This is a genomic window from Bradyrhizobium sp. PUT101, from assembly GCF_052043945.1.
Taxonomy (GTDB): Bacteria; Pseudomonadota; Alphaproteobacteria; order Rhizobiales; family Xanthobacteraceae; genus Bradyrhizobium.
Genome location: NZ_CP197207.1, coordinates 2063802 through 2086208, shown reverse-complemented (window position 1 = coordinate 2086208; position 22407 = coordinate 2063802). Strand labels below are relative to the sequence as shown.

The window sequence follows — 22407 nt, the reverse complement described above, 5'->3', positions numbered from 1 at the left end:
ATCCGGCCTCGTTCGCGTCCCTCGTTTTCTTGATCATGCCAGCCACATCCTCGAACAAACCCTATCGCGTCGGCCGCTCCAAGACTGGGCTCGGCCTCTTCGCCACCAAACCGATCAAGAAGGGCACCCGGATCATCCGCTATTTCGGACCGATCCTGGATTCCAGGATCCCCGAGCATGATGAGATTGAGAACAAATATCTGTTCGAGCTCAACGGCCGCTGGACCATCGACGGGTCGGTGCGCAAGAACCTCGCCCGCTACATCAACCATTCCTGCCGGCCCAACGCCGAATCCGACGTCCGGCCGCGCGAACGCAAGGTCTTCATCCGCGCCATCAAGAACATCGAGCCGGGCGAGGAGATCAACTACGATTACGGCACTGACTATTTCAAAGCCTATCTGAAGCCGATCGGCTGCAAGTGCGACTCCTGCGAGAGGAAGCGCAAGAAGCTTCGCGCCGAGGCGCGGGCCGAACGCGCCAAGGTGAAGGCTCGGACCGAGCGCAAGGCCAAGAAGGCGGACGCGAAGAGCGCGACGGCGAAAAAGAAGAAGTTGAACGGCAAGCACTTCGCCGGCAAAGTCGGTCGCGCAAGGGCGTAGCGCAAGCTCACGCTCCCGGCTCCGGTGTCATGCCCCGGCTCGCCGCGTCCGGTAAAGCTTCGGCGGCCGAGCACCCTTCTGGCCCGGCTCCGCCAAAGGCTTCGCCGGGCTTTTCAGCGTTGGGCCGGCGAAGCCCTAGCCAAGACGGCGAGCCGGGCGACGACAGCGCGGGAGTGCGGCCTCAGGCCGCCACCACACCCGCACTCTTCCGCAATCCCATATATTGCAGCTCGGCAAACACGCCGGTCGCGATCGCCTGCGCAACGACCATGACCTCGCCGGCGAGGTTCGGTGACACCGCGCCCGAGAGCAGCAGGGCGATGCTGCCGACGGTCCAGGCCGCGTTGCCGATCACGACCAGCAGGACGAGCGGTTTGGCCACCGTGACCCGCGAGGCGAGCCAACCCACCAGGGCGGTGTAGGCAATCAGGAACAGGCCGGTCTCGCGCAGCAGCGCTTCAGGCAAGTTGAACAGTGCCGCGAACGCGCCTGCGCCGAAGGTGAAGCCGAGGGCGGCGACGCCGCTGAAGATGGCGTCGGCAAGGAGCGCGCGGCGCAGGAAGGTGGATGCGTCGATCATCTTGGGTCTCCATGATTGGGTGGGCTCGGGGTGAAAGTCAGCGCAATCCGCGCCACCAGGCGCGAACGAGGCGGGGAAGCCGGAACGGGCGGAGGCTCCTGCCGACGCCATGCTCGAAAGCTGTGACCTGTGCCACGACATAGTGGCCGGTCGAATGCACCAGCGGCTCAGGCATGTTGAGGCTGCGCGCGAGCATCCGGGTCGCGAATGCCATGGCCCAGGGCAGGACGTGGTCTGCGACGGTCCGGTAGAGCAGCAGCGCGATCATGATCATCTCCTGTTGCGACCAAGATGCGCGCAGTCGCGCCCCAATTCGATTACCTCGCGGGTAAAAAAGGGCGCCTGTTCGAGACAGTCCTAAGGTATTCGATACTGTTCGCGAGGTGCGTACAACGCCTTGAAAAGGCGATTCCACGTACATCGGAGTTCGTCACCGTTTGTTCTCTTCCGCTCCCAGCCATCCGATTTGTTGGTATTTTTGTTGGTATCGGAAGAACAGAGGTTCTCGATGAGTTCGATGTTCCGAACACCAAACAAGTTCAAAGCAGATGGCACGCAACGAGGACAAACACGCCAACCCCGGGCAGATCAGGACGGACGTTGACTGCCGCGCCGCTCGACCGAAGCCTGCGAACGGAGCGTGGAGTGCCACGAAGATTTCCGACGCGACCGGCGGTGGTCTCTATCTCCTGATCACGCCGGACCCGAATAGCCCGGGCAAGGCCGGCTCCAGGCTCTGGCGGATGGCCTATCGCTTTCGCGGCAGGCAGAAGATCTACTCCATCGGACCTTACGGCAACGGCAACGACGGTACCGTCTCGCTCGCCACGGCCCGCCAGCGGCGCGACGCCGCAAAGACCCTGCTCGCTCAAGCCCCCCGGTCGATCCCACGATCGAAAAGCAATTCGAACGGCATCGCCAAGCAGTTGAGCGCCGTTCGGCGTGTGGATCGATGACTGGCTTGCGGAGAAGAAGACCGAGAAGATCAAGCGCGGCAGGCTGGTCACCGTGCGCAGTCCCGAGACCATCGCGCTACTAGAAAGATGGGCGGCTATTTGAAGAAGCGTTTCGGCAAGCTCTACCGGCAAGACATCAAGCGCCCTGATGTGCTTGCCTTCTTTCGGGCGATGCAGGCTGAAGGCAGATTAGAGACCCGTGACCGAGTCCATAGTATCGGTGAGCAAGTCTGCGACTACGCCGACCTCGAAGGTGATGGCTACAAATCCGTTCCGTGCATGCAAGAAGCAACTCACTATCAACGTCTCGACACCACGGCCCGGCGTCACCGAGCTGCAGGATGTGGCGCGTCTCTTCAGACTGATCATGCCGCCATGGGAGAGGGGCAGATTTGGCGACGTGGTCGGTGATGCCCTTCGAGTCGATGCATTGACTGTTCCTCGCCCCGGTATGATCAACGACATGGAGTGGGCCGAGGTTGATTGGGATGCCAAACGATGGACCATACCGGCGGCGAAGATGAAGACTGGATGGGATCATGTTGTCCCGCTGTCGCGGCAAGTCCTCGCGATCCTGTGGCGCGTGCAGCAGATCACCGGAAATCGGCGCTACGCATTTACTTGTGCCAAAGACGCACCTCTGTCCAGCAGAACGCTTTGCCATCGGCTGCGGGCGCTCGGGATCGACACCAAGACCGAACATTGTGCCCATGGCTTCCGCACTACGTTCTCGACCCTTTGCCACCATGAGGAGACCAATGAAGCCAATGTGTGGGACGGCGATGTTATCGAGTTACGGTTGGCGCATCTCGAAAGTGACTCGGTAAAGGCGACCTACAAACGGCACGGACCGTTGGCATTGATCGGCTCGCGCACCAGACTGATGCAGCATTGGGCTGATCGGATCGATAGCTTTGCCGGTCTAGAGAAGATTGCGCCGATCAATGCAATACTTGAAGGAGCCGCGAACTAACCAAGTTAGACGCCCGTTTTCACGTGCTCGGCTCAATGCGGGGGAGGGTCATATGATACGCGTCGATGGAATCGGAATCGACTATGGTCTGGCCCTCCATTTTGTAGGCAATGATTTTCCCCTTCTTAATTAACTGGTAGACCGCCGCCCAGTTTGCTCCGTTTTCGCTCAGGACGTCGTTCTGCGGGTCGATGAAGACCACCGCGGTGTCAAGTCTGTTGAACTTCATCATCCGAACCTCTCGTGACGTGCACCTGATAAGGTCGCTCCCCGATTTCGCTGGCTTGCGGCGTCTCAGGGGCAGGCATGCCAGCCCATTTGGATTCGGACCGATCGGTGGATTGGGCCTGCCAATCGGAACGAAATCAGGTTCAGAAGTCCGCAAATTGAATCCAGCCACCCTCATCACTGGTGGTATATGAGGGGAGATATCCGGGAAATGCCTGGCTTTGAGAAGCTGGGTTGACGGATCTGAGAGAGGGATTGCAGGCCGTCTCGACGCGGTCGCAATTGTTGCTGGAAGGCAGTCAAGCAACCGCGAGACGCACCGCGCGTCAGACAGGCGGCTCTAAGGGGCAAGCTGGTCTTTGATGCGCGGCGTCATCCAGCTGAGAAAAGTGCGCAGTTTGAGCGGCATCGGCTTGCGCGGCGGGTAGACGATGTGCACAGGCAGCGGGGCCGGCTCGAATTCATCGAGAACGATCTCGAGCTTTCGCTCGCGCATCGCAGTGCCCATCTTGTAGGACATCACACGGGCCAGGCCGGCGCCGTCGATGGCGGCAAGGACCGCGGCCTCCGAGGTATTCACGCAGAGCCGCGACTTTATCGGCGCCACCCGGGTACGATTGCCGGACACGAACTTCCAGGCCGCGGGCGCGACGTTCTCGTCGATCGTGATGCAAGCATGTTTCGCCAAATCGGCGAGTTTTTTCGGTCGCCCGCGTGTCTTCAGGTATGAGGGGCTCCCGCAGACGACGATGCGAACCGACCCGATCCGCGTCGCGATCATGCTGCTCTCCGGCAGGGGACCCAGTCGGATCGCCATGTCTATATTCTCGTCGGTCATGTTGACCACGCTGTCGGTCAGTTTCAACCGCAGGGAAATTTCGGGATAGGCGTCAAGAAATTCGATGACGTGGGGCAGCAAATGCGTGTGGCCGAGACCCCATGGTGCGGTAACCGTCATCTCGCCCTTGGGAATGCGGTACTCGCCTGATAGCTCCCGTTCGGCTTCCTCCACCTGTTCGACGATGCGTTTGCAGGCTTCGATGTACGAGCGTCCGGCCTCGGTCAGGGCCATCCGCCGCGATGTGCGCTGAAACAATTGGGCCTTGAGGCGGGCTTCGAGCTCCGCGATTTTTCGGCTGATGGTCGCGACCGGCGATTTGAGACGGCGCGATGCCGCCGAGATACTTCCGGTCTCTGCGACAGCGATGATCGCCGACATTGCCTCCAGGCGATCCATCGCCGACCCCTTCCAAATTCACCAAAGTTCCTTCTCATCTATATGGACTGCTCCGCACTGGCGCAATGAGCTACATCGCGCGGGATAGACGGTGCTGCCCCGCTGTGACGGCCTTCGAGGCAGTACACGTCGTTGGATCGAGAGCCATTCCGCACGCAGGGGGTTGATATGAAGAACGTTCGTTTGATCGGCACGCTCGCCTTGCTGAGCCGCCGGCGTTTTGCCTTCGGCTTGCCGCTGCTGACCGCCGGTGCAGCCATTTCACAGAACGCGCCCGTCGCCAACGCGGCGCCCGGCGGCAAGGCGCCGATTATCACTTATCATCGCACAAGAACCGTCGACGGCGTCAAGATTTTCTATCGCGAGGCGGGGCGGAAAGGGGCCCCAGTCGTGCTGCTGCTGCATGGTTTCCCGACCTCCTCGCACATGTTCCGCAATCTCATTCCGGAGCTTGCCGACCGCTATCACGTCATCGCCCCCGATTACCCAGGCTATGGCCAGAGCGATATGCCCGATCGGGCCAAGTTCGCCTACACTTTCGACCGCTTCGGCGAGTTGGTTGACGGCCTGCTCGATCAACTGGGCGTCAGCAACTTCGCCATGTACGTCATGGACTACGGCGCGCCCGTGGGCTGGCGCCTTGCGCTGAAGCACCCCGAACGCGTCACGGCTCTCATCGTGCAGAATGGCAATGCGTATGACGAAGGCTTGAAGGAGTTCTGGGACCCCATCAAGGCCTATTGGTCCGATCACTCCGAGGAGCATCGCAAGGCACTCTACAAGCTGGTGACACCGGAGATCACAAAGTTCCAGTACACCGACGGCGTCAGCGACGTGGCCCGCGTTGCGCCCGACAATTGGGTCCATGATCAGGCTTTGCTCGACCGGCCCGGCAACGCTGAAATTCAGATGGACCTGTTCTACGACTACCGAACCAACCTGCCGCTTTACCCCAAGGTGCAGGCCTATTTCCGCAAGCATCAGCCACCGACGCTGATCGTCTGGGGCAAGAACGACAAGATCTTCCCGGCTGACGGCGCGCACCCTTACAAGCGTGACTTGCCGAAGGTCGAGTTTCACCTGATAGATACCGGGCATTTCGCGCTCGAGGACAAGGCCGACGAAATGGTGCCGCTCATCCGCGATTTCCTCAACCGCAAGATTGCTTCGTGAGTTTGATGAGCGACGAAGGCAGACTGTCCCGTAGGAATTTCATCGCGGCGTCCACAGGGTTTGCGGGGAGCATGGTGGCCGGCCAGGCCGCCGCCGACTCCCTCGCCGACGTGCCGCCGCGTGAGGACGGCGCCGACCTTAGCGGTCACAGTGAGCGATCGCAGTACGTCAAGATCGCCCGCATCCCGGAAGCCGGTCCAGGCAAGCGCAACGTCGATCCAAGCGATGCGATCAATTCGAAGGCACCGCTCGACAAGCTGGTCGGCAGCATCACGCCGACCGATCTGCACTACGAACGCAGCCATTCGGGGGCGGCGGATCTGGATCCCGCGAAGCACCGGCTGCTCGTGCACGGCATGGTCCGCAGGCCCCTGGTGCTCAACATCGACGACCTCAAGGCGATGCCGTCGATGTCACGCACGGTCTTCATCGAATGCACCGGCAATGGCTGGGAAAATTGGCACAAGGCCGATGAGAACCTCACCGTTCAGAACACCCACGGACTGGTCAGTACCAACGAATGGACCGGTGTTCCCCTGAGCTTCCTGGTCGATCTGGTCGAAAAGGAGCGCGGTTCGACCTGGATGCTGGCCGAGGGCGGCGACGCGGCAGGCGTAGCCCGCAGCATTCCGCTCACCGACGAGATCCTGAACGAGGCGTTCGTGGCGTATGGCCAGAATGGAGAGCCGCTGCGGCCGGCACATGGCTTTCCGATGCGTCTGGTGATGCCGGGCTTCGAAGGCAACCTCAATATCAAATGGTTGCGACGCCTCAAATTCGGCGACCAGCCCTGGATGACCCGATGGGAGACGGCGCGCTATACGCAGCTGCAAGCGAACGGCAAGGCGATCCAGTTTCAGCTTCGGATGGACACCAATTCGGTGATCACCTCTCCCTCGGGCACGATGACGATCAAGCCAGGTTATCGCCGGATCTCGGGCCTGGCGTGGAGCGGTCACGGCAAGATCGCGAGGGTCGAGGTCTCGACCGATGGCGCGAAGACCTGGAGGGATGCCCAGCTCAATCTACCGGCATTGGCCAAAGCGCAGACGCGCTTCCAGATGGATTGGGTCTGGGACGGCAAGCCGACCAAGCTCGTAAGCCGCTCGACCGACGACAAGGGCAACGTCCAGCCCGATCGCAAATCCTTCATCGCTGCGGTCGGGACCAACGCGCTGTTTCACTACAATGCGCAGCAGACCTGGAGCGTCGACGCGGACGGGAGGCTCCGCAATGTTCTCGATTAGAAGGGCGTGGATCCTCGGCGCGATTGCGCTCGTTTGCGCCTCGCCGGTCCTCGCAAATGAATTCGGCCGCCCGGCAACTCCCGACGAGATCGCGTTGTGGGACATCGAAGTAAGGCCTGACGGCAAAGGGCTGCCGCCCGGAAGCGGGACCGTCGAGCGCGGCAAGCAAGTCTTCGCGGAAAATTGCGCGGCGTGTCACGGCGACGGTGGTGTCGGGGGCATCAAAGACCGCCTCACCGGTGGACAGGGCACGCTGACGTCGGCTACACCGGTGAAGACCGTGGGTAGCTATTGGCCATATGCCACGACCTTGTTCGATTACATCCACCGAGCGATGCCGTATCAGGCGCCGGGCTCGCTCAGCAACGACGACACCTATGCCGTCGCGGCCTATATCCTGAGCCTGAACGGCATCGTTCCACCCGATGGCAAACTCGATCGCGATAGCCTGCCAAAGGTGAAGATGCCCAACCGAGACGGCTTCGTACCGGACACGGAGTTCGATCCGGCCAGGCTGTTCAGGAATCAATGATGACGCCGTCCCTTCGGGCGATCGTTCTTGCGTCGGTCGTAACGATGTTGATTGGAGCACATGCCATGGCCGTCGAAGGCTTGATAACTCTCCGCAGCGCATTCGGGCCACAAGAGACGATGAAGCGCCTTGAGGCCGAGGTTCTGGCCAAGGGTATGAAGGTATTTGCCCATATCGACCATGCCGCCGGCGCCGCCGCAGTTGGCCTGTCGCTGCGGCCAACCGACCTTTTGATCTTCGGCGCGGCCAAGGGCGGAACGCCCCTGATGCAGTCGGCGCAGACAATCGGCATAGATCTGCCGTTGAAGGTGCTCATCTGGCAGGATGAAGCCGGATCAACGTATCTTTCCTACAACGATCCTGCCTACCTTGCGGACCGACATGCCGTTGGCGAAGCGGCAAAGCCAGCCACAGAAGCCATGAGCGGCGCGCTGAAGACGATGGCGGCCAAAGCTGCCACCGCGCCCTGATGTCGGCCGCCTCGCAAAACGGTTCGGTTTACTGGCGTGGTCCCCGCAACCACGCCTTAGCGAGTCTCCTTGCTCCGCGTCAGGGTACTTCGCGAAACATCGTTATGGCGGCTTCCGGCGGCATCGATTGCCGACGGGAACGAGGGAATCGCTAGGAGGTGCAGTTGGCGTACCGCCAATTTGCCTTCGCTGGTCGCTTGGGGATTGTTGGCGATCATGTGCCTTTGACCGAACAGGCTTTTCCCGGCGGCGAATGCCATTTCGGACCGGACCGTGATTTCAAGTGGTGGGTTTTGGTCAACGAAGGTCAAGAATGCTTTATCTTTCAATGAGGATTGACTGACACTCTCTCCGCCTGGAAGGATTTCGCATGGCACGCAATGTGCAAGCCGCGTGAGGCCGGAGCAGGGACAGTCCACGATCTAATACGTGTGGTGGGCTCATGGGGCAAAGGGAGATGGACGATTCTTTCTCTCAATGGCTCCAATCGGCCATCGACTGCTGATGCTAAAGCGTGATGGCATTAAGTTCGATAGCCTGAATTTTTGAGGTAGTTGGCGCATTCTTCGGGAGTGAAGGCATCGAGTGCGCGACCGATTGCGGCGCAGACTGCGTCGACGGTTCGTGCGGCGGCTTTACGGAGCAGATGCTTGAGCTTGGCGAAGACCTGTTCGATCGGGTTCAGGTCGGGCGAGTATTTGGGCAGGAAGAACAGCTTGGCGCCGACCGAGCGGATGAGCTGGCGCACGGCTTTGCTTCTGTGGCTGCCGAGGTTGTCCAAGACGACGATATCGCCGGGTTGAAGGACGGGCAGGAGAACCTTCTCGACATAGGTCCTAAAGCTCACACCATCGATCGGCCCCTCGATGAACCATGGCGCATCGATCCGGTCATGGCGCAGGGCAGCCAGGAAGGTCATGGTCTTCCAGCGCCCGTGGGGGCCTTGGCGGGAAGTCTGTGCCCGCGCGGCGCCCATCCCCGCAAGGGGGCCATATCTGTCCGCGTCCAGGTTTCGTCGATGAAGACCAGCCGTTCAGCTTCGACGCGGCCTTGATACTTTGCCCACTGGGCTCGCCGCCATGCGACCTCGGGACGGTCGCGTTCGCCAGCCGCGACGCTTTTTTTGAAGCTGAGCTTCTCGGCATGCACGAAGTCCCACACCGAATGGTAGTCGACCTTCAGGCCGCGTCCGGCAAGTTCGGCAACGAGCCCGCGTATGGTGAAATCGCCGTCCTTGATCCGCTGCGACAGCCAGACCGCGTGTTCGCCCGAAATCGCCTTCGGCTTGTAGCCGCCCATCTGGCTTGGCTCAACGCTGCCGGTCTCATCGACCCGCTTCATCCAGCCGATCGCGGTGCTGATCGCCACCCCAAATTGCTTGGCGGCCTGATTGCGGGACATCCGCCGCATCGGCGCGCGGTCGGTCAAGCATGGCGAGCATGCCGCGTGGCGGCGGCGGCCCGAGCATGGCCGGCCGAGGTGGCGGAGGCGGAATGGCGATGCGTGGCGGGGGCGGAGGCGGCTTCCGCGGAGGCGGCGGGGGCCGGCGCTCCGACATTGCACTTACGCACGATATCGTCCTGCTCGGGCACCTCGCCAACGGCCTCGGTTACTATCGCTTCAGCTATATCGGCAGCGACAAGGCCTATGTCGGTGTGATGGCGCAGGAGGTCGCGCAGGTGATGCCTGACGCCGTCACGCGAGGTCGCGACGGTTACCTGCGGGTCTACTACGAAAGACTTGGGCTGACATTCCGCACCTACCGCGATTGGCTCGCCGGCGGCGCGAAGCTCCCCGCAGAGGTGATGCCATGATCGCCCTGAAATCTTTCCGATGTGCGGTGTTGCCGGGCATGTTCGTGCTTGCGCTGCTTGGCTCTGCGGCCCAGGCGCAGCAATCCTACAAGACGCCGGAGGATGCGGCCGCAGCGCTTGCGGCCGCAGTCAAGAGCGGCCCTCGCGACATCCTGAACGTGCTCGGAAGCGCGGCAGATGACATTGTCTTCTCCGGCGATAAGATCGCCGACAACGATATCCGCCAACGCTTCACCTCGATGTATGACGCCAAGCACGGCATCAAGGCGGACGGCAACAAGAGCGCGACACTCATCCTAGGGTCCGACGATTTCCCATTCCCGATTCCGCTGGTGAATACCAAGGCGGGATGGGAGTTCGACACCGACGAAGGACGCATCGAGGTGCTTCGCCGTCGCATCGGGCGCAACGAGCTTGATGCGATCCAGACCGCGCTCGCATTCGTCGACGCGCAGAACGAATATGCTGACAAGGACCGCGGCGAGGGCGTCGGCGTCTACGCGCAGCGCATCGTGTCCTCGCCCGGCAAGAAGGACGGCCTGTTCTGGCGTGACGACAGCGATCCGAGCCCGCTCGGCCCACTGGCGGCGCAAGCCTCGAGCGAGGGCTACAAGGCCGGCGAGGGAATGACGCCCTATCACGGCTACTACTTCCGGATCCTGAGGGGGCAGGGACCCGATGCCCCCGGCGGCGCCATGCATTACGTCGTCAAAGGCAAGATGATCGGCGGCTTCGCGCTGATTGCATGGCCGGCCGAATACGGCAATTCGGGCGTGATGACTTTCCTGGTCAATCACGCCGGCGTCGTCTACCAGAAGGATCTCGGCAAGCGCACCGACTTCGTGGCCAAGCGCCTCACGCTGTTTGATCCCGACCAGACCTGGAAGAAGGTCGATGCCGCGAAACCGTGAGATGACCAGCGCCATGCTGCGCTCGATCAGCCGCCTTGCCGCGATCGTGCTGTTCGCCGTCACCGCTCCGGCCGCTCCCTTGCTCGCGCAAGCTGCCGGCCATGTCCGGGTCAAGATCGTGAAGGCGGGCCTGCTGGTCGGCGGCGGTGCCGGCACTGGTGTATTGAGCTATCGCGGCCGCAGCTATTCCTTCCGCGTCACAGGAATAAGCCTCGGCATCACCGCCGGCGCCACAGCCGGCCGCCTGGAAGGCTGGGCCTCCGGCATCAGAGATGTCCGCGACTTCGCGGGCACCTACAGTTCGGTTGGCGGTGGTGGCGCTCTCGTCGGAGGTGTGGGGGTGTCCATCTAAGGAACGACAACGGCGTCGTAATGGTGTTGCAAGGCCCCAAGGCCGGATTGGAGATGGCCGCCAACCTCAGTGCTATCGTGATTTCATTGAAGTGAGGCCATCTACATTCTTTCTCCGTAGAGGCCTTTATCCACCTGATATGGTTGTCGCGCCAACGACCGCTTCCCTTTGACCACTGCTTACTCCAAGGCGCTTGCATGCGTGATAGCGCGCGCCATGCCTAAGCGAATCCGAAGGGCAGCTGCGTTGCTCGATCGATCGCTGGCTGCCCTATTTTCATTTGGAAACAGTAGCCAACCTACTGAAATTACTGGAGTGTGTTTCGACCATTCTTTCCAAATGCGCCTTGAAATCACTATATAATCAAGCGGATTTTGATTCCGCCATTCGGAGGTTCGATCCCTCCCGCCCCAAGCGCCAATGCGCCGCGCAAATAAAGGGCCGGAAGCGCTTTAGCCGGCTGAAGAATCCTGATAGCGCGCGGGGGTCTGCACTCGTGATGACGCAGGTGTTGGCTGTCGGAACCTAAGCAGAATTTCTCTGCTCGATCGAAACATTCCCGACCTCGGGACAGAAACTACGCGGTCAGGAGTGACGCGCAGGGAACGATCGCCGAGCAGCCATGAGTGCTGATCGAATGGAAGAGATAATTTCCAGGATACCGCGGACAAGCTATGCGTGATCTCTGAGGATTCTCGAGACCGTCTCGCACATCCATTTGATCCCTTTGTCGCTGGCGAAGCGAGAATGGCTGTGCACCTTTACCTCGATTGGGGCGAGATCGAACGGCAGATCAAGCCGGCGAAAGTCCTTGGCCTGGTGCAGCCGCAGCGCGAGCGACTCCGGAAAGATGGCGGCGAGATCGGAATTTCGTACGATCTCCGGTGCGACCATGAAGTGGCCGCGCACGGCGATCTGCGAACCGCTGTCCCTGTCGGCGAACCATTGCTCGATCGTCTGATGATGGATCGGCGAGGTGATCCTCGCGTAGAAGAATCGCAGGCCGGCGAAGCTTGCTTTTGTGAGCCGTCCCTTTGCGATCGGATGTCCCGCACGGACGAGGCAGACGAAGCGGTCGTTGAAGACGTCGATGCTGGTACAATCCTCGGTGTTCTTGACGTGGCCGATCGCGAGATCAACCTCGCCGGAGCGCATCGCAGCGACGACGTGGTCGGGCACGAACGGCACGACATCGATCCGGGCGAGCGGTGCGATGCGCGTCAGCTTGGGCATGAGCTGCGGCAGCGAATAGACCTCGGCGATGTCGGACATGGCGATGCGGAACGTCCTCTGCGTCAGGCGCGGATCGAACGCGGCGCGTTCCTTGAACGCACGGTTGATGATGGCGAAGGCCTGATCGAGCGGCTCGTGCAGGCGCACCGCCGCGTCGGTCGGCAGCATACGGTTCGTCGCCCGCACGAACAGCGGATCGTTGAAATGGCCGCGCAGCCGCCGCAGGGCGTGGCTGATCGCCGGCTGGGTCAGGCCGAGGCGGTCGCCGGCCGCCGTCAGGCTGCGCAGGTCCCAGATCGCAAGGAAAACCCGCAGCAGGTTGAGATCAATCGCATCATTCGTGTGATTCATGATGCGGATAATAACTATGAATTTGACTTAGCTCAATGCGTCGGGAAAATTTGTGCGCGTTCAGGCAATGGCGCCGTTGAACGGGGACGCAGGATGAAACGGATGCACACTCCGAAGCGATGGATCGCCGGCAGCCTCACCGCTGCGGCGCGCTCCCGCCGACGCACGGCCCGGTCCGCCGCACGCCCGGCAGCGTCGCCCCTTCGCCGGCGATCATAGTCACACGGGGACGCGTGGGCATCCAGTTCAAATCGGTCGGCGATCTCATGGCACTGCTCGCAGCCAAGGAGATTTCCAGCGTCGAGGTGCTCCAGGACTTCATTGCCCAGATCGAGGCCTTCGACGGCGAGATCAATGCCGTGGCCGCCCGCCGCTTCGATCATGCGCTCGCGCTCGCAAGAGCCGCCGACGACGCCCGCATGCGTTCTCGGCCTGACGAGCTCGGTGCGCTCCACGGCCTGCCGCTGACGGTCAAGGAATCCTTCGACGTCGCGGGGCTGCCGACCACTTGGGGCATGGTGTCGCGAGCCGGCCATCTCGCCACGGACGACGCCGACGCCGTGGCGCGTCTTGCCGCCGCCGGCGCCATCGTTTTCGGCAAGACCAATGTGCCGGAAGGGCTGGCGGACTGTCAGACCGCAAATCCGCTCTACGGCACGACCAACAATCCCTGGGACCTCGCGCTGACATGCGGCGGCTCGTCCGGCGGTTCGGCCGCCGCCCTGGCGGCCGGGTTCACCTGTGCCGAGCTCGGCAGCGACCTCGCGGGTTCGCTGCGCACGCCTGCGCATTTCTGCGGGGTGCACAGTCACAAGCCGTCGTACGGCGTTGTATCCCAGCTCGGTCATTCGCTGGATGCGGATTCCACACAGACGGATCTGACCGTCATCGGACCGATGGCACGATCGGCTTCGGCCCTTCGCCTCCTGTTCGACTGCATCGCAGGTCCGAGCGGGTTCGAAACCGTTGGATGGAGGCTCGCGCTGCCGGAATCGCGGGGCCGGCGGCTGCGCGATTTCCGGGTGGCGGTGTTGCCCGATCACGGCGCCTGCGCGGTCGACGCCGCGATACGGGCCGCCATCACGGGGCTCGCGACCGATCTGCAGCGCCAGGGCGCACAAGTCGACCTCGAGCCGAAATGGCCGATCGATCTGGAGCTCTGCTGGCAGGACTACATGATGATGATGCGGGCCGTCGGCTCGCGCCGCGCATCCGTCGAGGCTCTGAGGCAATTGTCGGACCAGGCGGCCGGCTTGCGGGGTGACGACCGAAGCTATCGGGCCGCCGTCCGCCGAGCGGCCGGGATGACGCATCATTCATGGCTGTCGCTCAACAGCCGTCGAGGCCGTTTCCGCGAGGCATGGCAGCGATTCTTCCGCACCTACGACGTCGTTCTCTGCCCCGTTCATTCATCGCTGGCCTTTGCGCACGACACCGCATCGCCACGCGAAGATCGGACGATCGAGATCAATGGGCGCCGACAGGATTACAACCAGTCGCTGTTCTGGATGGCCATCGCCGGTCTCAGCTATCTGCCGTCGACCGTTCGTCCGATCTCGCTCGTCAGGGGCTTGCCGATCGGGATCCAGATCATCGGGCCGTATCTGGAGGACCTGACGACGCTGCGCTTCGCGGAGCTTCTGGACGAGCTCTGCCCGCCATTGGTCTATCCACTTCAGGACGCCGCCGAGCCTGAGCACGCGGGATTCACGTCAACGCAACGACATCACGATCAATCGAGGAGAAAAGCATGTTCTTGAGACATCTGGCACTCGCTGCTGCATGCGTCGCTTTGTGCGCCGGTCCGGCAAATTCGCAGGAGATGAAGGTCGGCATCACCGCCGACTTCACCGGGGCGACGGCCGCCGTCGGCGCGCCGTTCAAGCTCGCGGCGGAAATTTTCCCGGATCACGTCGGCGGCGTGCCGGTCAAATGGATCGTGCTCGACGACGGGGGCAACACCTCGACCACGGTCAAGAACGCGCGCAAGTTCATCGACGAGGACAAGGTCGACATCATCCTCGGCTCGAACACCATTCCGTCGACCATGGCGATGTTCACGCCGGCAGCCCAAGGCGGAACGCCGCAGATCGCGATGGTGCCGGTCGACATTCCCAGCGAGCAGCGCGCGTGGCTGTTCAATCTGCCGCAATCCGCGAAGATCATGGTCGGCGCCATCGTCGACGACATGAAGTCGCGCAATTTCAAGCGCGTCGCCTTCATCGGCTACAATGACGGCTGGGGCGAGCTCAACTGGAAGAATTTCGAGCAGCTCGCCACGGCGGCAGGACTCCAGATCGTCGCCAAGGAGCTCTACAGCCGCACCGACACCTCGGTAACTGCACAGGTCCTCAAACTGCTGGATGCCAATCCAGATGCCGTCTTCGTCGGCGCCTCGGCGACGCCTGCGACGCTGCCGCATCTGACGCTGAAGGATCAAGGCTTCAAGGGCCAGATCTACCATACCCACGGTGCCGTCTCGAAGCCGTTCCTCAACGCGGGCGGCAAGCAGCTCGAAGGCGCGATCCTGCCCACCGGGCCGATCGTCGTGGCTGCAGGCCTTCCCGACGCCAACCCGATCAAGAAGGTCGCGCTCGACTTCGAGGCGAAATATACGGCGAAGTACGGCCCCGGCGCTCCGAGCCCGTTTGCCGGATATGCGTGGGACGCCATGCTGCTTCTTAACGCCGCCGTGCCGGATGCCGCCGCGAAGGCGAAGCCGGGAACGCCAGAATTCCGCGCCGCGCTGCGCGACTCGCTGGCCTCCGGCCGCGAAGTGGTCGGCACCCACGCCGTCTACAAATTCACCGACCAGGATCGCTACGGCGTGGACGCTCGGTCGCGTGTCCTCGTGATCGTCAAGAATGGCGCGTTCGCACTCTACAAGTAACCGGCGAACAGGCGCACCCACAAAACGCAGGTCATGCGATGAACGGCACGATGGCGCTGATCCTGGCGCAGGACGGACTGACGACGGGCATCATCTACGCCCTGCTATCGCTGTCGATCCTGCTGGTGTTTCTCGTGACCCGCATCCTCTGGGTGCCCGCGGGAGAGTTCGTCACCTTCGGCGCGCTCACCATGGGCGTGCTGCAACGGCACGAGGTGCCGGCGACGGTTTGGCTGCTCGCCGCTCTCGGCGGCGCCACGCTCGCCCGGGAGGGGGTGCGGGCGTGGCGGTCGGGTCGCCGCACCAACTGGTGGCTCATGGCGGTCTCCTATGCCGTGCTTCCGACCGCGGTCGTCGGTGCGGCCATCGTGCTCGCGCCGATGGATCTGCCGATCTTCGCTCAGGTACTTCTCACTCTGGCGATCACGGTGCCGATGGCACCGATGATCTATCGCAGCGCCTTTCTCGATCTCGCTGGCTCGCCGGTGCTCATCCTGCTCTTCGTTGCCGTCGCCGTTCACTACCTGCTCACGGGCCTCGGCCTCGTCTTCTTCGGCCCGGACGGAATGCGCACGCCGCCGTTCATTCCCGGCCGGCTCGACATCGGCGTGACGCGGATCTCCTGGCATCTGATACTGGTGATCGGCGTCGCGCTGGCCCTGACCGGCAGTCTGTTCGCGTTCTTCGAACGGACGTTCTGGGGAAAATCCATGCGCGCGGTAGCGCTCAACCGCAGGGGCGCCCGGCTTGTCGGCGTCAAGCCTGAAGCGGCGGGAACGATTGCGTTTGGCATCGCCGGTCTGATCGGGTGCCTGTCGGGAATTCTGATCGCGCCGGTCACGGGCATCTATTACGACAGCGGCTTTCTGATCGGCCTGCGGGGTTTCGTCGGCGCGGTGCTGGGCGGGCTGGCGAGCTTTCCTGCGGCAATCGCCGGATCGATCTTCCTCGGCCTGTTCGAGAGCTATGCCTCGTTCTTCGCATCGGCCTACAAGGAAGCGATCGTCTTCTCGCTGCTGGTTCCCATTCTGATCTGGCGTTCGGTGATCGAACGGCGCCGGCACGCCCTGCCTGACGACGCGGAGTGACCATGCGCTGGCTCTCGCTTGCAGTGGTCGCACTGCTCGGCATCGCTCCGATCGCCTTTCCGACGTCCTATCTGACGCCGTTGAACTATGTCGGCCTCAACGCCATCGTCTGCATCGGACTGGTGCTGCTGGCCGGCGTGGTGGGACTGGCCTCGTTCGGGCAGGCCGCCTTCGTCGGCACCGGCGCCTATACCGCCGCCCTGCTCAGCGCCAGGCTCGGATGGTCGGCCTGGGAAACGCTTCCGGCCGCACTGCTGGTGACGGGAGCCTCGGCGCTCGGGTTGAGCTGGCTGACGATCAGACTCTCGGGCCACTATCTGGTCCTCGGCACCCTCGCCTGGGCCATCGCGCTTTATTACCTGTTCGGCAATGTCGAGTTTCTGGGAGGCTATAACGGCCTTTCTGGAATCCCGGCATTGACCTTGTTCGGGGTATCGTTCGCCGACACGAGGTCCGTCTATTGGGTGGTGTGGACGATCGTCGCGATCGTCATAGTGATGACGGGCAATCTGCTCGACAGCCGCACCGGGCGGGCCCTGCGCGTCGTCCGGCACGCCACCATGGCGAGGAGCTTCGGCATCGACATCTCGAAGCTGAAGACCAAGGCCTTCGTCATCGCCGCGATGTTCGCGGGAGTCTCTGGCTGGCTGATCGCGCACTATCTCGGCGTGGTGAATCCGGGCCCCTTCAATGCCAATGCCTCGATCGACTACATGTTCATGGTCGTGGTTGGCGGCTCATCTCACCTGTCCGGCGCGCTGGTCGGACCTGCGCTCGTCGAATTCCTGCGCAACTGGCTGCGAGAGACGCTGCCGATTCTGGTCGGCGGCTCCAGCCATTTCGAGCTGAGCGTTTTCGGGCTGCTGATGGTCGTGCTGCTGCAGGGCTCGGGCGGCGGCGTCATGAGCCTGGTGAAGCGATATCTGCCGGCCCGGACCAGCACCAAGGTTTTGCCGGGCGGCGAACGCCTGCCGCGGGGGCCGCGGGTCGCCGCCGGCGATGCCCTTCTCTCGGTGAAGCGAGCCAGGAAGCAGTTCGGTGGACTCGTCGCCGTCAATGACGTGAGCTTCGAGGTCCATCCCGGCGAGATTGTCGGCCTGATCGGTCCCAACGGCGCCGGCAAGAGCACGCTGTTCAACGTGATCACGGGCGTGCTGGCGCCGACCAGCGGAGAAATCTGGTTCCGAGGTGAGCGCATCGACACCCTGCCTCCTCACCGGCTGGCCGAGCGCGGCATCGCGCGAACGTTTCAGCATGTCATTATCCAGGCCGACATGAGCGTGCTCGAGAACGTTGCGGTGGGCGCTCATCATCGGGCGGGTGCCGGCGCCGTGGCCTCGATGGTCCGCCTCGATCGTGGCCAGGAGCAGCTGCTGCTGCGCGAGGCGCAGCACCAGCTCGGCACGACCGGCCTCGCTGCCGATGCCGCGGTCGACGCCGGCAATCTGCCGCTCGGCAAGCAGAGGGTGCTCGAAATTGCGCGCGCGATGGCTGCCGATCCGCTCATCCTCCTCCTGGACGAACCGGCGGCCGGTCTGCGCTTCCAGGAGAAGCAGGCCCTCGCCGACGTGCTGCGGGCGCTGCGGGCCGACGGCATCTCCGTCCTGATCGTCGAGCACGACATGGACTTCGTGATGAACCTCGTCGACCGGCTCGTCGTGCTGGACTACGGCCAGCAGATCGCGTCGGGATCGCCGCGCGAGATCCAGAACGATCCCAAGGTGATCGAAGCCTATCTGGGAGGGATCGAATGAACGACACCCTGCTGGAGGCACGCGACATTCACGTCGCCTATGGAAAGATAGAGGCTGTCGCGGGCGTCGCGCTACGGGTCGCGCGCGGGCAGATCGTCACCGTCATCGGCCCGAACGGCGCGGGCAAGAGCAGTCTGTTGAACGCGCTCATGGGACTCGTTCCCTGCTCCGGCGGGCTGTTGCTTGCGGGCGCCGACATTGCCCGGCTGGCGGTCGAGGATCGCGTCGCACGGGGCATGTGTCTCGTGCCGGAAAGCCGCGAGCTTTTCACCGAAATGTCGGTGCTGGACAATCTGATCCTCGGCACCTACGCCCGTTTCCGCAGGGGCGAACGGAATTTCGAAGCCGACATCGAAGGCGTCTATGACCTGTTTCCTCGCCTGCGCGAGCGCAAGGCGCAACGCGCCGGTACGCTGTCGGGCGGCGAGCGGCAGATGCTCGCGATCGGGCGGGCGCTGATGGCCCGTCCGACCTTGCTGATGCTGGACGAACCTTCTCTCGGTCTGGCGCCGCGCATCGTGCGCGAGATCCTTCGCGTCGTCGTGTCGTTGCGGGAGCGTGGGGTCTCGCTTCTCATCGTCGAGCAGAACGCCAGGGCGGCGCTGCAGATCGCCGACTACGGCTATGTGATCGAAGGTGGCCGCGTGGTCCTGGAGGGACCCGCCGCCGAGCTGCAAGCCGATGCGAACGTCGTCGCCACCTATCTCGGAACCGGCGGAAGCAAGACGCCGCTCCCGCCCGGAGCGACCGCGTGATGCCGCCGCGCAGCTATCCACTCAATCCCGCGTGCGGCCGCGCATCGGCGGGCCACCGCCGCGCGTCCCGCAAAATCCCGTCACCACGGACATCAAGGAGCAAGCGATGAACCACATCAACGTATCGAAGGGTGAATACTGGACCGGATCGCCTACGGCCGCATTCGACTACAAAAGCGCGGCGCGCGCCATCCTGCCGCGCCTCGACGCCACCGCCGCGAACAGCGAGCGGCTGCGCCGGCTCGACGACGATGCAGCGGCGGCGCTGCGCCAATCCGGCCTGGCCCGGGCCCTGACTCCCAAGGTGTTCGGCGGCTTCGAACTGTCCCCGAGCGCGCACATCTGGACCTGCGCGGAGCTTGCGCATAGCTGCTCGGCGGCGAGCTGGGTGCTGATGGTCTGCGTCGCCCACGACTACATCATCGGGCGGTTCTCGGAGGAGTGCCAGAAGGAGGTCTATGAGGGTGACCCCGACAATCTGCTTGCCGGCGCGCTGGCGCCGCAGGGGACGATCGAACGTGTCGGCGGCGGATGGCGCCTCAGCGGGCGCTGGCAGTTCGGCAGCGGCTGCGATCATTCGCCCTGGTTCATCCTGGGCGCGAAGGTCAAAAATCCGGAAGCCGACGGCTATCTCAACTACCACGTCATGGTGCCCGCCGCGGACATCGAGATCGACGATACCTGGCACACGCTCGGCATGCGCGGTACCGGCTCCAAGGATCTCGTTGCGCGGGAGGTGTTCGTGCCCGAGCATCGGGCAATGCCGACCTTCCCCACCTTCATGGGCATGAGCCCGCATACCGACAGCCCGCTCTATCGGCTGCCGGTCTATGCCGGACTGTCCTCGATGCTGTCGGGCTCGGTGCTCGGCATGGCCGAGCGCGGCCTCAAGCATTTCATCGAGCGGACCTCGGTCCGTACGACCGCGCACGGCGTGTCGAAGGCGCAGAACGCCAACATGCAGCAGCGGGTGGCCGAAGCCAGCGCCGAAGTGGCCGCCGCGCGACGGCTGCTGGACAACATGTGCGAACGCTTCGACCAGGCGATCGCCGCCGACGCGGGTCTCATGCCCGCGGCCGAACGCGTCCAGTTCCGCTGGGATGCGGCCTATGTGGTCGAGCTCAGCCGTCGCGCCATCGACAGACTGTTCGCCGCCTCCGGTGCGCACGGCGTCTACGAGGGCAGCGACGTCTATCGCGCCTATCGCGACATCAACACGGCCTGCCATCACGCGGTGATCGACTTCGACACCGTGTCCGGACTGCGCGGACAGATCGCGCTTCTGGGCGACATCGGTGAAAACCCGCGCGCGGCACCGCTCGCCTGAGGCTGTGCCAACCTGACGTCCGGTCCGGGTAGAAGGCGGCACGGGCTCGTCCTGCTCGTCCGGCCGGCGTCACCACGCATGCGAACCTGTACCAACGACATCGAGGCAGCGCGATATGACGATAGAGCAAGCCGCTACGATCGGGGAGACGCCGATCTCCCCTGCGGTATTCAAGCAGAGCATGCGCCGTCTGGCAGGCGGCGTCTGCATCCTGGCCAGTGCGAGGGACGGCGAGCGTCACGGCTTGACCATGACGGCCGTGTGCTCGCTGACGCTCGATCCGCCGACGCTGATCGCCTGCGTCAACCGCGACGCCGGAGCCTATGAGACGATGCGTTCGACCCGGCGAGTCAGCGTGAACCTGCTGGGCTCCGACCAGGTCGAGCTCGCGGAGCTGTTCTCGTCCTCGACCATCAGGGGCGCGGAGCGGTTCGAACGCGCCGAATGGGTCGAGATGGCGAGTGGCGTGCCGGCACTGACGGGCGCCCTCGCGGTGCTGGACTGTCAAATCGTGGAGGAGAAAGCAGTCGGTCAGCATTCGGTGCTGTTCTGCGAGGTTAAGGCCGCCCGGCTCGAGAGCGACAAGGATCCTTTGGTGCATTATGATCGCAATTTCTGCGGACTGCTTCCTGTAGTTTGACTCCGGCTTCATGCGCCAAGGAATCATTGTCGAAGCCGGGTCGGTCCTCTGGAGGACAGGCTGTCGAAAAATTTACCGCACCGGCGGGGGCGCCCAGAACCGCCGTTGTCCAGCTTCCCGTTGATTTAGATCATTACGGCAGGCGCCAAGTTCCGGAGACTTGAGATCGAGCAATCGATCATGATGCACCTGAGCCGTGACCGTGTCACGAAGTGCGAAAGCAGCATCACGTCGGCTGTATATCGTTAGCAAGCTCTTCAACCGCCTCCGCAGGGCAGGTAAGGGCGGTCGAGGGAGTATTGGACAGATGAGCCGCCTCCACAAAGAGACCCACCTCGTTGCGCGCATCGGCTGGTTGAGAGCGGCGGTGCTCGGCGCCAATGATGGGATCATATCAACCGCCAGTCTTATCCTAGGAGTAGCGTCAGCTGCCGTCTCCCGAAGCGATGTTCTCTTGACCGGGGTTGCCGGGCTGGTTGCCGGCGCGATGTCCATGGCAGCCGGCGAATATGTTTCCGTCAGTTCGCAGTCGGATACGGAGCATGCCGACCTCGCGCGCGAGAAGCGCGAGCTGGCGGGCGATCCGGTGTCCGAGAGGGAAGAGCTTGCTCAGATTTATGTCGCGCGAGGCGTCGAGCCCGATCTCGCCCGTGAGGTTTCGAAGCAATTGATGGCAAAGGACGCCCTGGGTGCGCACGCCCGGGATGAGCTGGGCATTTCGGAAATCAGCACCGCTCGTCCGGTGCAGGCGGCATTGGCATCGGCCGCGACCTTCTCCGTCGGAGCGGTAGCACCGCTTGCGCTTGTCCTGGTTTCGCCGTCCAACGTGTTGATTCCGTCCGTCGCTGCAGGTTCGTTGCTCTTTCTGTCACTGCTTGGCGCGATCGGTGCCAAGGCAGGAGGCGCCGGCCTGTTGAAGCCAACCATACGAGTGGCATTCTGGGGCGCCTGTGCGATGGCACTGACGGCCGGAATTGGCGCAGTTGTTGGCAAGGTTGTGTAAGCGCTCCTTTGCGGAGCCTTTGTCACAGCGCGCCGCTGCGTCACGAGGGGAAATCGGCCGGCTGCACGTCGATGCGATCGGCGTGCCGCGACCAGTCTCCAATCTCCCGAAACTCGCAGAATTGCTGTTGAGCCAGTAAGGTCGCCTCGGCTGCATCACGTGCATCGACATCGACGATGCACTGACAGATTTCGCAGGATTTTCCCTGGTCGCCGATAACGTTCTTGAGGAAGCGGACCGTGAAGTGGGCCATGGATACCTCGTTCGTTATGGTGACATGCCGGGATGCAG

General features: G+C 63.0%; 25 protein-coding genes and 2 pseudogenes. 20 read left to right on the top strand and 7 right to left on the bottom strand.

Going from position 1 to position 22407, the window contains the following annotated elements; translation table 11 throughout:
* Nucleotides 1–35: 35 nt before the first annotated feature.
* Nucleotides 36–602, top strand: coding sequence for an SET domain-containing protein (locus tag ACSHT2_RS10260; RefSeq protein ID WP_440641461.1), 567 nt, complete (start codon nucleotides 36–38; stop codon nucleotides 600–602).
* A gap of 181 nt (nucleotides 603–783) precedes the next feature.
* Here the strand turns inward: ACSHT2_RS10260 and ACSHT2_RS10255 are convergent, their stop codons facing one another.
* Together ACSHT2_RS10255 and ACSHT2_RS10250 are read right to left on the bottom strand one after the other, a co-directional pair.
* Nucleotides 784–1182: a hypothetical protein gene (locus ACSHT2_RS10255; RefSeq protein WP_440641460.1), complete on the bottom strand. Its 399-nt coding sequence runs from the start codon at nucleotides 1180–1182 to the stop codon at nucleotides 784–786.
* Nucleotides 1183–1219: 37 nt separating this feature from the next.
* Nucleotides 1220–1450 (bottom strand): hypothetical protein, encoded by a 231-nt coding sequence (locus tag ACSHT2_RS10250; RefSeq protein WP_440641459.1) that lies wholly within the window; start codon nucleotides 1448–1450, stop codon nucleotides 1220–1222.
* 280 nt (nucleotides 1451–1730) lie between these two features.
* Here ACSHT2_RS10250 and ACSHT2_RS10245 point away from each other — a divergent pair, with 280 nt between their 5' ends.
* The 3 genes and pseudogenes from ACSHT2_RS10245 (at nucleotide 1731) to ACSHT2_RS10235 (ending at nucleotide 3111) form a co-directional block, all read left to right on the top strand.
* Entirely contained in the window at nucleotides 1731–2138 is a 408-nt protein-coding gene (locus tag ACSHT2_RS10245; protein ID WP_440641458.1) for an Arm DNA-binding domain-containing protein, read from the top strand.
* Between the two features lie 87 nt (nucleotides 2139–2225).
* Nucleotides 2226–2327: pseudogene (locus tag ACSHT2_RS10240) on the top strand (hypothetical protein); the annotation flags it as partial.
* 31 nt (nucleotides 2328–2358) lie between these two features.
* The gene (locus ACSHT2_RS10235; RefSeq protein ID WP_440641457.1) at nucleotides 2359–3111 is read left to right on the top strand and encodes a tyrosine-type recombinase/integrase; all 753 of its coding nucleotides are present in this window, start codon (nucleotides 2359–2361) and stop codon (nucleotides 3109–3111) included.
* A 19-nt stretch (nucleotides 3112–3130) separates the two neighbouring features.
* On the opposite strand, the gene ACSHT2_RS10230 is transcribed toward ACSHT2_RS10235, so the two are convergent.
* Nucleotides 3131–3343, bottom strand: coding sequence for a hypothetical protein (locus tag ACSHT2_RS10230; RefSeq protein WP_440641456.1), 213 nt, complete (start codon nucleotides 3341–3343; stop codon nucleotides 3131–3133).
* A 336-nt stretch (nucleotides 3344–3679) separates the two neighbouring features.
* The gene (locus ACSHT2_RS10225) at nucleotides 3680–4576 is read right to left on the bottom strand and encodes a LysR family transcriptional regulator (protein ID WP_440641455.1); all 897 of its coding nucleotides are present in this window, start codon (nucleotides 4574–4576) and stop codon (nucleotides 3680–3682) included.
* 168 nt (nucleotides 4577–4744) lie between these two features.
* On the opposite strand from ACSHT2_RS10225, the gene ACSHT2_RS10220 reads away from it, so the two are divergent.
* The 5 genes from ACSHT2_RS10220 (at nucleotide 4745) to ACSHT2_RS10200 (ending at nucleotide 8330) form a co-directional block, all read left to right on the top strand.
* Nucleotides 4745–5749, top strand: coding sequence for an alpha/beta fold hydrolase (locus ACSHT2_RS10220; RefSeq protein WP_440641454.1), 1005 nt, complete (start codon nucleotides 4745–4747; stop codon nucleotides 5747–5749).
* 5 nt (nucleotides 5750–5754) lie between these two features.
* On the top strand, nucleotides 5755–6996 hold the full coding sequence (gene soxC, locus ACSHT2_RS10215) for a sulfite dehydrogenase (protein ID WP_440641453.1): 1242 nt from the start codon (nucleotides 5755–5757) through the stop codon (nucleotides 6994–6996).
* The gene (locus tag ACSHT2_RS10210) at nucleotides 6983–7528 is read left to right on the top strand and encodes a c-type cytochrome (protein WP_440641452.1); all 546 of its coding nucleotides are present in this window, start codon (nucleotides 6983–6985) and stop codon (nucleotides 7526–7528) included. Before soxC ends, ACSHT2_RS10210 begins: the two co-directional genes overlap by 14 nt.
* 65 nt (nucleotides 7529–7593) lie before the next feature.
* Nucleotides 7594–7998 carry a DUF302 domain-containing protein gene (locus ACSHT2_RS10205; RefSeq protein ID WP_440641451.1) on the top strand — a complete coding sequence of 135 codons (405 nt, stop codon included), beginning with the start codon at nucleotides 7594–7596 and terminating at the stop codon, nucleotides 7996–7998.
* Between the two features lie 164 nt (nucleotides 7999–8162).
* Complete coding sequence (locus tag ACSHT2_RS10200; protein WP_440641450.1) at nucleotides 8163–8330, top strand: hypothetical protein; 168 nt, start codon at nucleotides 8163–8165, stop codon at nucleotides 8328–8330.
* Between the two features lie 191 nt (nucleotides 8331–8521).
* On the opposite strand, the gene ACSHT2_RS10195 is transcribed toward ACSHT2_RS10200, so the two are convergent.
* Nucleotides 8522–9408, bottom strand: a protein-coding gene (locus ACSHT2_RS10195; RefSeq protein WP_440642811.1) for an IS630 family transposase whose coding sequence is annotated in 2 segments (ribosomal slippage) — nucleotides 8522–8934 and nucleotides 8934–9408 — 888 coding nt in all. Because the reading frame shifts where the segments join, the coding sequence is not laid out codon by codon here.
* Here ACSHT2_RS10195 and ACSHT2_RS10190 point away from each other — a divergent pair.
* The 3 genes and pseudogenes from ACSHT2_RS10190 to ACSHT2_RS10180 form a co-directional block, all read left to right on the top strand.
* Nucleotides 9399–9812, top strand: a pseudogene (locus tag ACSHT2_RS10190) (tail fiber domain-containing protein); the annotation flags it as partial. The gene ACSHT2_RS10195 and the pseudogene ACSHT2_RS10190 overlap by 10 nt on opposite strands.
* On the top strand, nucleotides 9809–10723 hold the full coding sequence (locus tag ACSHT2_RS10185) for a DUF2950 domain-containing protein (RefSeq protein ID WP_440641449.1): 915 nt from the start codon (nucleotides 9809–9811) through the stop codon (nucleotides 10721–10723). The pseudogene ACSHT2_RS10190 and the gene ACSHT2_RS10185, both read left to right, overlap by 4 nt.
* The gene (locus tag ACSHT2_RS10180) at nucleotides 10707–11075 is read left to right on the top strand and encodes a hypothetical protein (RefSeq protein WP_440641448.1); all 369 of its coding nucleotides are present in this window, start codon (nucleotides 10707–10709) and stop codon (nucleotides 11073–11075) included. The genes ACSHT2_RS10185 and ACSHT2_RS10180 overlap by 17 nt, the downstream gene beginning before the upstream one ends.
* Before the next feature lie 672 nt (nucleotides 11076–11747).
* Here ACSHT2_RS10180 and ACSHT2_RS10175 read toward each other — a convergent pair.
* Nucleotides 11748–12659: a LysR family transcriptional regulator gene (locus tag ACSHT2_RS10175; protein ID WP_440641447.1), complete on the bottom strand. Its 912-nt coding sequence runs from the start codon at nucleotides 12657–12659 to the stop codon at nucleotides 11748–11750.
* Between the two features lie 233 nt (nucleotides 12660–12892).
* Here ACSHT2_RS10175 and ACSHT2_RS10170 point away from each other — a divergent pair, with 233 nt between their 5' ends.
* The 8 genes from ACSHT2_RS10170 to ACSHT2_RS10135 all read left to right on the top strand — a co-directional run bounded on the left by ACSHT2_RS10170 (nucleotide 12893) and on the right by ACSHT2_RS10135 (nucleotide 22116).
* Complete coding sequence (locus tag ACSHT2_RS10170) at nucleotides 12893–14419, top strand: amidase (RefSeq protein ID WP_440641446.1); 1527 nt, start codon at nucleotides 12893–12895, stop codon at nucleotides 14417–14419.
* Nucleotides 14410–15549: an ABC transporter substrate-binding protein gene (locus tag ACSHT2_RS10165; protein ID WP_440641445.1), complete on the top strand. Its 1140-nt coding sequence runs from the start codon at nucleotides 14410–14412 to the stop codon at nucleotides 15547–15549. Before ACSHT2_RS10170 ends, ACSHT2_RS10165 begins: the two co-directional genes overlap by 10 nt.
* A 38-nt stretch (nucleotides 15550–15587) precedes the next feature.
* Nucleotides 15588–16637 (top strand): branched-chain amino acid ABC transporter permease, encoded by a 1050-nt coding sequence (locus ACSHT2_RS10160; protein ID WP_440641444.1) that lies wholly within the window; start codon nucleotides 15588–15590, stop codon nucleotides 16635–16637.
* 2 nt (nucleotides 16638–16639) lie between these two features.
* The gene (locus ACSHT2_RS10155; protein WP_440641443.1) at nucleotides 16640–18391 is read left to right on the top strand and encodes a branched-chain amino acid ABC transporter ATP-binding protein/permease; all 1752 of its coding nucleotides are present in this window, start codon (nucleotides 16640–16642) and stop codon (nucleotides 18389–18391) included.
* The gene (locus tag ACSHT2_RS10150) at nucleotides 18388–19146 is read left to right on the top strand and encodes an ABC transporter ATP-binding protein (RefSeq protein WP_440641442.1); all 759 of its coding nucleotides are present in this window, start codon (nucleotides 18388–18390) and stop codon (nucleotides 19144–19146) included. The genes ACSHT2_RS10155 and ACSHT2_RS10150 overlap by 4 nt, the downstream gene beginning before the upstream one ends.
* A 106-nt stretch (nucleotides 19147–19252) precedes the next feature.
* Nucleotides 19253–20473, top strand: coding sequence for an acyl-CoA dehydrogenase family protein (locus ACSHT2_RS10145; RefSeq protein WP_440641441.1), 1221 nt, complete (start codon nucleotides 19253–19255; stop codon nucleotides 20471–20473).
* 115 nt (nucleotides 20474–20588) lie between these two features.
* A complete protein-coding gene (locus ACSHT2_RS10140; RefSeq protein ID WP_440641440.1) occupies nucleotides 20589–21113 on the top strand; it encodes a flavin reductase family protein in 525 nt (174 codons plus the stop codon).
* 307 nt (nucleotides 21114–21420) lie between these two features.
* Nucleotides 21421–22116, top strand: coding sequence for a VIT1/CCC1 transporter family protein (locus tag ACSHT2_RS10135; protein ID WP_440641439.1), 696 nt, complete (start codon nucleotides 21421–21423; stop codon nucleotides 22114–22116).
* A gap of 40 nt (nucleotides 22117–22156) precedes the next feature.
* On the opposite strand, the gene ACSHT2_RS10130 is transcribed toward ACSHT2_RS10135, so the two are convergent.
* Nucleotides 22157–22369: a hypothetical protein gene (locus ACSHT2_RS10130; RefSeq protein WP_440641438.1), complete on the bottom strand. Its 213-nt coding sequence runs from the start codon at nucleotides 22367–22369 to the stop codon at nucleotides 22157–22159.
* Nucleotides 22370–22407: the final 38 nt, after the last annotated feature.